At 50.6% G+C, this 6,162-nt stretch carries 5 protein-coding genes; 3 read left to right on the top strand and 2 right to left on the bottom strand.

Annotation, left to right across the window (positions count from 1 at the left end):
• Positions 1-88: 88 nt before the first annotated feature.
• A complete protein-coding gene (gene aroG / locus ACTHUT_RS12595; RefSeq protein WP_003683923.1) occupies positions 89-1,132 on the top strand; it encodes a 3-deoxy-7-phosphoheptulonate synthase AroG in 1,044 nt (347 codons plus the stop codon).
• A gap of 188 nt (positions 1,133-1,320) precedes the next feature.
• Here aroG and ACTHUT_RS12590 read toward each other — a convergent pair whose 3' ends face one another.
• Together ACTHUT_RS12590 and wrbA are read right to left on the bottom strand one after the other, a co-directional pair.
• Positions 1,321-3,507 (bottom strand): TonB-dependent siderophore receptor, encoded by a 2,187-nt coding sequence (locus ACTHUT_RS12590; protein ID WP_440418858.1) that lies wholly within the window; start codon positions 3,505-3,507, stop codon positions 1,321-1,323.
• Positions 3,508-3,718: 211 nt separating this feature from the next.
• Positions 3,719-4,324, bottom strand: a complete 606-nt coding sequence (gene wrbA / locus ACTHUT_RS12585) for an NAD(P)H:quinone oxidoreductase (protein ID WP_250599444.1) — start codon at positions 4,322-4,324, stop codon at positions 3,719-3,721.
• Positions 4,325-4,423: 99 nt separating this feature from the next.
• Between wrbA and ACTHUT_RS12580 the strand changes: the two genes are divergently transcribed.
• A complete protein-coding gene (locus ACTHUT_RS12580) occupies positions 4,424-5,626 on the top strand; it encodes a YihY family inner membrane protein (RefSeq protein WP_440418857.1) in 1,203 nt (400 codons plus the stop codon).
• Between the two features lie 99 nt (positions 5,627-5,725).
• The coding region (locus tag ACTHUT_RS12575) for an ABC transporter substrate-binding protein (protein ID WP_440418856.1) at positions 5,726-6,162 on the top strand (437 nt) is incomplete at its 3' end.

The raw sequence follows: 6,162 nt of genomic DNA, 5'->3' as shown, positions 1-6,162 counted from the left end.
GAATAAAATTGCTAAAACAAAAAACTAAGCCTTGTTTAATCCTGCTAAAACCTGTAACCTGTATCAAAAATAAACAAGAGAGTCCATCATGTCCCAACACCACCCTACCGACGATATTAAGATTAAAGAAGTCAAAGAGTTACTCCCTCCAATCGCACATTTGTATGAGCTGCCTGTTACGCCTCAGGTTGCCAATTTGGTTTATAAAACACGTCATGAGATTTCGGATTTGGTTCACGGCCGCGACAACCGTTTGCTGGTCATCATCGGCCCATGTTCGATTCACGATACTAAGGCGGCGGTTGAATATGCGCAAAAATTGCTGCCCTTGCGCAAAAAATATGAGAAAGAGCTGCTGATTGTAATGCGCGTGTATTTTGAAAAACCGCGTACAACCGTTGGCTGGAAAGGTCTGATTAACGATCCGCACTTGGACGGTACGTTTGACATCAACTACGGCCTGCGCCAAGCGCGTCAGTTGTTGCTGACTTTGAACGAAATGGGCATGCCTGCTTCGACTGAATTCTTGGACATGATTACGCCGCAATATTACGCCGACCTGATTTCTTGGGGCGCAATTGGTGCGCGTACAACTGAAAGCCAGGTACACCGCGAATTGGCCAGCGGCCTCTCCTGCCCTGTCGGTTTTAAAAACGGTACGGACGGCAATCTGAAAATCGCCATCGACGCCATCGGCGCCGCCAATCATCCACACCACTTCCTGTCTGTCACCAAAGCCGGTCATTCCGCGATTGTCCACACCAGCGGCAACCCTGACTGCCATGCGATTTTGCGTGGCGGAAAAGAGCCTAATTACAGCGCGGAACACGTTAAAGACGCGGTTGCGCAGCTTCAAAAAGCCGGCGTGAGCAGCAAACTGATGGTGGACTGCAGCCATGCCAACAGCCGTAAAGACTTCCGCAAACAAATGGATGTAGCACGCGATGTTGCGGCGCAACTGAAAGCCGGTGAAGAAAACATCATGGGCGTGATGGTGGAAAGCCACTTGGTTGAAGGCCGTCAAGACAAGCCTGAAGTTTACGGTCAAAGTATTACGGATGCCTGCATCGGTTGGGATACGACTGAAGAATTGCTGGCCCTGCTTGCCGAAGCGAAAGGTTACCAAGCGTAAGTGCGAAATCATTAAAAAGACCGGATATGTTCCGGTCTTTTTTGTGTCTGTCATTTGATTTCTTTGCTCAAGATACCGAGCAAGTTTTAGTCAGGTTTGACATCAAAACAATATGAGAAAAAAATTCAGGCCGTCTGAAAACCCGATCACTCAGGTTTTCAGACGGCCTGCACTATTTTTCTTTTCAATTAGAACGTATGTTTAACCGTTGCAGTCACACTACGCGGCGTGCCGTAAACGTGAATATCCGGCATGGGGCGGTAGCGTTTGTTGAATACGTTTTCAAAGTCCAAACCGATGCGGGTGGATTTGCCGATTTTGTAATGCGCAGTCAAATCCAGCGTAGCGTATGGGCGTTGGGTCAGTGCTTCTTTACCGGCAACGGTGAGGGGCTGGTATTCATCAGATACTGCATTTGTACCGCTTTGCCAGTTGACGTTTGCACCCAAGTTCAAACGGTCGGTAACGTCATACGCAGTAAAGAGTTTGAAAAGGTGGTTAGGATAAGAAGGGTTGACCACATTGCCCGAATCGTTTTTGAGTTTGGAGTACGCATAAGAAGCATTGAGCAGCCATTTGTCGCTTAGGCGGCCGCCGACAGAGAGTTCCATGCCTTTTGTTGTAGTGTTGTCGGTTGCACGGTAGTATGGCTTACCATTCGCGAATTTGCCTGCAACCACGCCCAAATGGTCGCGTTTGTTCATAAAGGCGGATGCAGAAGCGTTCAAACGGCCTTCAAACCAAGAGGCTTTTAAGCCGAGTTCATATGTTTTGCCACGTTGCGGTTCGAGTGCCGTACCGTCTTTGGTCAAGTAACGCACTTGAGGGCGGAATATGGTGGTATAGGAGGTGTAGGCTGTCAGATTGTCGTTTAAATCATAACTTGCGCCCAAATAGGGGATAAATACCTTGTTTTTATGCCTGCTGTCGGCAAAATTGTTGCGATTGGAACTGTAGCGGTATTGCCAATCGACAAACCGTCCGCCGCCTATCAATGCCAGCCTGTCAGTCAGTTTGAAACGGGTCGAACCGTAAACAGAGAGGTTTTTCATATGGGCAAAGCCGTCGCGAATGTAGGGTATGGCCGGTTTTGTGAAATTTCCGTCAAAAAGGCGCAAATCAGGGACAATCTCATCTTCATTTTCTTCGTAATATGAAGGAGTTTCCTTATTGTACTGATAGCTGATGCCGGCATTGAATTCATGTTTGCGTCCCCAAAGCGGGTAATCGCCGTCTAAATTCAGAGAAAAATCTTGGTCGGCGTACTTGGCTTGATCGCGCTCGGCAAAGAATTTAGCGGAATAGTCCGGATAAATGACAAAAGGACCGGCTATACCGGAAACTGCATCACTTTTTCCATAAGTATGGCTGTAGTTGCCGTTTAGAGCCCAACCGTTTTCAAACTCATGATTGACAGAGGTGAAGATTTCCGCACTGTTTTCTTTACCGTAAGCCCATTTTGCCGAAGCATTGCTGCGCGGTGAGGCTGCAAACGGTTTGAAAGGTTGATTGTTGTCAGGGTTTCCCGCCACGGTCAGATAGCTGAAAGGCGAGCTGCCCTTGTTGCGGAAACGGTGTATTTCCGTACCGATATTCCATTGGGTCTGAGGGGTGAAGTCGTAGGAGAGAATGCCGTAGAACGTGTGGTTGTGGCGCGAAGTGTTCGGCAGGTAATCGCCGCCGTGGTCGCTGACCAAAATAGCGCGGCCGCGCAAGGTATTGTCTGCATTTAAAGGCTGATTGCCATCAAGGACGAAGCGGTAGTGGTTCCACGAACCGACACCGGCTTCCACGCTGATGGCTGGCTTGGCAGTCGGTTTTTTACGTTCCAAAGCAACCGTACCGCCCGGCTCGCCCATACCGCCGTTGGACAAACCGCTTGCGCCGCGCACGACGACGACTTGGTCATACAATGCGCTGTCCAGATTGTTGGTGCCGCGACGGATGGCTTTACCGTCGTAAAGGAATTTGGGCGCACCATCCACGGAAATGCTGTCAATCGCCTGACTGCGTGAAATAAACTCGCTGTGGCCGGATACGTTGTTGCCCATTTTGCTGTGGAACACGCCCGGTGTTTGTTTCAATACGTCCTGCAGGCTGTCCAAGCCTTGGTCGTCGATTTGTTTTGCCGTTACGACAGACAGGGACTGCGGCGTTTCGCGCTGGGTCAGGCGGATGCCTGTCGCGGCGGAGGAAGCGGGAATGGTGTAGTTGGAAGTAGTCTGTTTTCCGACACCTTGGACGGTAACTGTCGGTAAATCGACACGCTCTTGCGGCTGGGTATTTTCTACTTCGGTCGCGAAAGAATACGCCGAACACAGCGCCAGACTGACGGCAAAGCTTAATTTGCCATAGGGAAATACAGGTAGTGACATAGCCTCTCCAATTAGCTTATCTTTACAATTTGGTCGCAGATTCTATCAAAAAGATGTAGCCCGATGAAACTATGTTTTAATCATTATTTTCTAAGTATTTTGTTTAATTCAAAATATTTATTTTCAATCTAGTCCCAATTAACTAAAAAGGCCGTCTGAAACCCATATCATCAGGTTTTCAGACGGCCTTAATCTTTTTATGATAAGGCAATCAGTCTGCCAATTTTCGTGCCAACTCTGCCAAACGCTTACCTTGCGCAAAGGCAATATTGTTTTCTTCGGCAGTCAATGCCGGCTTGCTGTCGTGGCCGGAAACATGGCTTGCGCCATAAGGCGTGCCGCCGCTTTGGGTATTGCTGAGCGCGGACTCGGTATATGGAATACCGCTGATGACCATGCCGTGGTGCAGCAGGGGCAGCATCATGGTCAGCAGGGTGCTTTCTTGGCCGCCGTGCAGCGAAGATGTGCTGGTGAATACGGTGGCAGGTTTGCCGACGAGTTCTGCACCGAGCCAAAGGGGAATGGTGCCGTCGATAAAGTATTTCATCGCGGCGGCCATATTGCCGAAACGTGTCGGGCTACCAAGCGCGAGGCCGGCGCAATTTTTGAGGTCGTCGGCAGTCGCGTATGGCGCGCCTTCGTCGGGAATGGCTTTTTCAACGGCTTCGCAAACGGTGGAAACTTTGGGAACGGTACGCAACACGGCTTCGCATCCCTCCACGCTTTCGATACCGCGTGCGATTTGGCGGGCAAGGTTGCGCGTACTGCCGTTTTGGGAATAAAAGAGGACGAGGATTTTCAGGGGATTTGGGTTCATTTGGGGTTTCCGTTACAATGTTGTCAGGTTTCAGACGGCCTTTTAAATACTCAGGCCGTCTGAAAAGAAAAAATTTCAATTTGGAAGTGGGAAAAGGTTATGCCGTTTTCGCAATGGTGGCAAGGTTTTTTAAAGAGTAAAGGCGTGGCGTTCGCTTGGTTTGTCGTGCGCCGTTTTGATGAGGAGCGCGTGCCGCAGGTAGCTGCAAGCATGACATTTACAACACTTTTGGCTTTGGTGCCCGTGTTGACGGTGATGGTCGTCATCGCTTCGGCCTTCCCCGTTTTCGACCAATGGTCGGGGGAGTTTATCTCTTTTATCAACCGCACCATCGTTCCGCAGGGCGCGGACATGGTGTTTGACTACATCAATGCGTTCCGCGATAAGGCCACCAATCTGACGGCGATCGGCAGTGTGATGTTGGTCGTCACCTCGCTGATGCTGATTCGGACGATAGACAATGCGTTCAACCGGATTTGGCGCGTCAATTCGCAACGGCCTTGGATGATGCAGTTTTTGGTGTATTGGGCGTTGCTGACGTTTGGGCCTTTGTCTTTGGGCGTGGGCTTGTCGGTCGTGATCGGCCAGGTGCAAGTGGTGGGCGGCTCGGAATGGTTGAGGGGCATAACCACGGTTTCATTTATTACGCTGCTGCTGTGGGGCTTATACCGCTTTGTGCCCAACCGTTTCGTGCCTGCCAGCCATGCTTTGGTCGGCGCGGCCGTAACGGCGTTTTGTTTGGAAACGGCACGCTTTTTGTTCGCTTGGTACATGGGCAACTTTGACGGCTACAAATCAATTTACGGCGCATTTGCCGCGGTACCGTTTTTCCTATTGTGGCTCAACCTATTATGGACGCTGGTATTGGGCGGCGCGGTTTTGACCTCGTCCCTGTCCTACTGGTGCGGCGAAGCGTTCCGGCGCAGTCTGGATGCGCGCGGCCGCTTTGACGATGTATTGAAAATCCTGCTGCTGCTCGATTCTGCCCAACAAAGCGGCAAGGCATTGCCGGTGCAGGAGTTCAGACGGCATATCAATATGGGCTACGATGAATTGGGCGAGCTTTTAGAAAAACTGGCGCGACACGGTTATGTCTATTCCGGCCGTCAGGGCTGGGTCTTGAAAATGGGAGCGGAGTCCATCGACTTGGCGGAGCTGTTCAAACTCTTTGTCTACCGTCCGCAAACGCTTAATAAAGACAAGGTCAATCAAACGGTTGACCACATCATGCAGCCCTGCTTGGAAACCTTGAACATGACGCTTGCCGAGTTCAGCGCCCATACGAAAAAACAATCCTCTTAAACCTGACGCCGTCTGAAACCAAAAATATCAAGTTTCAGACGGCCTTTGCTATAATCGGCACACTACTGAATACTACATTCGACCTACAAGGAAAAATAGATGAAAACACCAGCCCTACTCTCGCTGCTCGGTTTGATTCCATCTGCCGCCTTTGCCGCTCACGGCGTAGGCCTTGGCCAACCACCCAAATATCCGGCCAACTTCACCGCTTTCGAATACGTCAATCCCAACGCCCCCAAAGGCGGCACATTTACCACGCCTTTCCTCGGTGCTTTTGACACGCTCAACCCCTTTACCCTCAAAGGCAACCACGAATACGGCATCAGTATGCTGACACTCGACACTCTGACCGAGCAAAGCATGGACGAACCTTACGCCGTCTACGGCCTGATTGCCGAAGACATCGCCCTGGCGCCGGACGGCCTTTCCGTTACCTTCAAAATCAACCCCAAAGCCAAATTCCACAACGGCGACCCCGTTTTGGCCAAAGACGTTGCCGCTTCATTTAACATCCTGACCAAAGACAAAGCCGCCGC

The organism is Neisseria sp. P0022.S010 (genome assembly GCF_051956635.1).
Note: the sequence above shows the minus strand (reverse complement) of the source record. Positions and strands in the feature narration are given on the sequence as shown.

Excerpts from the sequence above, each read along its gene's own strand:
- aroG (WP_003683923.1), top strand. The coding sequence starts at position 89 with ATGTCCCAACACCACCCTACCGACGATATTAAGATTAAAGAAGTCAAA.
- ACTHUT_RS12590 (WP_440418858.1), bottom strand. The coding sequence starts at position 3,507 with ATGTCACTACCTGTATTTCCCTATGGCAAATTAAGCTTTGCCGTCAGT.
- ACTHUT_RS12580 (WP_440418857.1), top strand. The coding sequence starts at position 4,424 with ATGCCGTTTTCGCAATGGTGGCAAGGTTTTTTAAAGAGTAAAGGCGTG.
- wrbA (WP_250599444.1), bottom strand. The coding sequence starts at position 4,324 with ATGAACCCAAATCCCCTGAAAATCCTCGTCCTCTTTTATTCCCAAAAC.